Source organism: Gemmobacter nectariphilus DSM 15620 (assembly GCF_000429765.1).
In the GTDB taxonomy this organism is placed as follows: domain Bacteria; phylum Pseudomonadota; class Alphaproteobacteria; order Rhodobacterales; family Rhodobacteraceae; genus Wagnerdoeblera; species Wagnerdoeblera nectariphila.
On the sequence record NZ_AUCM01000051.1, the window covers coordinates 1 to 2,109 of the forward strand.

Annotated in this window: 2 protein-coding genes; both read right to left on the minus strand. The window is 60.7% G+C overall.

Annotation, left to right across the window (positions count from 1 at the left end; genetic code table 11):
• Window positions 1–191: 191 nt before the first annotated feature.
• Window positions 192–1,373 carry an MFS transporter gene (locus tag G481_RS24600; RefSeq protein WP_211235240.1) on the minus strand — a complete coding sequence of 394 codons (1,182 nt, stop codon included), beginning with the start codon at window positions 1,371–1,373 and terminating at the stop codon, window positions 192–194.
• Window positions 1,374–1,599: 226 nt separating this feature from the next.
• The gene (locus G481_RS0118585) at window positions 1,600–1,989 is read right to left on the minus strand and encodes a hypothetical protein (RefSeq protein WP_154664692.1); all 390 of its coding nucleotides are present in this window, start codon (window positions 1,987–1,989) and stop codon (window positions 1,600–1,602) included.
• Window positions 1,990–2,109: the final 120 nt, after the last annotated feature.

Sequence of the window (2,109 nt, forward strand, 5' to 3'; positions counted from 1 at the left end):
GCTTCTGACTGGCAACCAATTCAAACAACCGGCCTACGCATTTGATCGGTCTGCCAGAAAACGCTCTCTCGACCAATTCCTCGACGGGGTGGCAACAGCGCGCGACGAGTTGGGTACATGACCCATGGGCCCTCTGGGCATACGCCCGGCTGCCGCGTTGGTCGAGGCGATCATTTATGCATCGCCTCGAGTTAGGACTTCCGCAACAACAGCAGCGCCAAGGTGGCCGAGATCGTGCCGAAAGCGCATGTGCCGCTCCAGCCCCACTCGGCGTAGGCAGCGCCACCAATGCCGGCCCCGACCGCGCCACCAGCGAGCATGGTTGCCATGAATATGGTGTTAAGCCGGCTGCGCGCGTTCGGATCAAGTGCATAGACGCGCGACTGGTTGGCAACCTGGGACGATTGCACAGCGAGATCCATGATCACGATGCCGGCGACCAACCCAATAATGGAACCCTGCCAGAGCCCGAAAATGAGGAAGGCCAGTATCACGAGCCCTGCGCCCATCGACGCAACCATGGCGGGCCCACGCCTGTCTGAGAAACCGCCTGCGATAGGCGCGGCAAGCGCGCCGACGACACCAACTAGCGCCAGAAGACCCACAGCCGTTCCTCCGAGTTCATACTGCGGCTCAGCCATCAGAAGCGCGAGGTTCGACCAAAAACTGATGAAGGCCGCAAAGATCAGGAATTGCGCCGCGACCACGGGCCGGAGAACGCTATACTTGCGTACCAACGTCCAAAGAGAGCCAAGCAGATGCAGATAGCTCAAGTCGGTCGTCGGCATCGCACGCGGAAGCCAACGCGCCAGCGCCGCGCCAACAATGCTCATCACGACCGCGGCCAGCCAGAACACGTAAGGCCATCCCCAAAGGTCCGAGACTATGCCGCTGACCGTGCGGGCAAGCAGAATACCGATCAGGATGCCACCTGTTACCGTGCCGAGTGCACGACCTTGCTTGTCGGGTGGAGCCAGATGCACGGCGAGCGGCACGATCTGCTGGGCGACCGTGGCGAACAGGCCGACCGCGAAACTAGCAACAGCGAGCCACACGAAGCCGGGCGAGGCAGCCGCACCGATCAGCGCCGCCACGAGGGCGGCGATGGTCACGAGGATAAGCGACTTACGCTCGAGGCGGTCCCCGAGTGGTGCGAGGAAGAGCACCCCAAGCGCGTTGCCCGCTTGCGTCAGCACGGGCACGATGGCGGCGGTGCCAGCCGTCAGCCCGAAATCGGCTGTCAGATGGCCGAGGAAAGCCTGATTATAATAGCTGTTGGCGACGGCCGCGCCGGCACCAACTGCCAGAAGGCGGATCAGAGCGGCGGATAGATGTTCGGAACGGACACGGCCTGTTTGCATAGCATCAGACATGCACTACGGCCTTATTCGCACAACTGACGTCTCTTGCCGAGAGAATGAGATTTTCTAATCTTGCCCGCTTCCTGCGGGACGCAACGCACCTTTGCTGAGGTCGGTAGGGACGGAAACATCAAGCTTTCTGCAGAGGACTGAGCTTGGCGCCAGGCGCGGTGCGCTTCCATTTCGAAGAGCCGCGCGATGGATGCAAATCGTCGGTATGCCCCCCACGATTGATGCCCTATTCATCCATGAACTTTCGCTGGTAGCGCTCCTCTGGCGAAACCCACTGCTCGATGAATGATAGCGGATCGAGATCGCCCAGCATCGAACGCGCCAAACGCAGCCGGGACTCCAGATGCACGCGCCGCTCTCCGTCCACCATCTGCATACGCTTTTCGGCCTCGACGAAGAACATCTCGACGGAGAGCGCCTTGGTCCAATCCGCCATGATATCCGAAAGCTGTTGAAGGCTCTCGGTGCGGGCCTTCGCCTCACTGCGCTTATCCTCTTCCCTCCGCCAGCGCTCCCATTGAAGCTCCTGTTCCCTTTTCTTCCGGGCAGCCTCGTCATCGGCCGCGTCCATGAGAGCCTTCAATTCTTCGGCCGAGCCTTCAAGCTTGCGGATCACTTCGCCGAACGCCCGATCGAACGAGCTGAGCTACTCCCCAACTCTTGGACAGATTTCCGGCTGACTTAAGCTACTGCCTGCACCTGCTGATCGGTTTGTGTTGCGTTGAAGTAGACCACG

What these genes read in the sequence shown, in the direction of transcription:
- G481_RS24600 (WP_211235240.1), bottom strand. Translation starts at nt 1,373, where the DNA reads ATGTCTGATGCTATGCAAACAGGCCGTGTCCGTTCCGAACATCTATCC.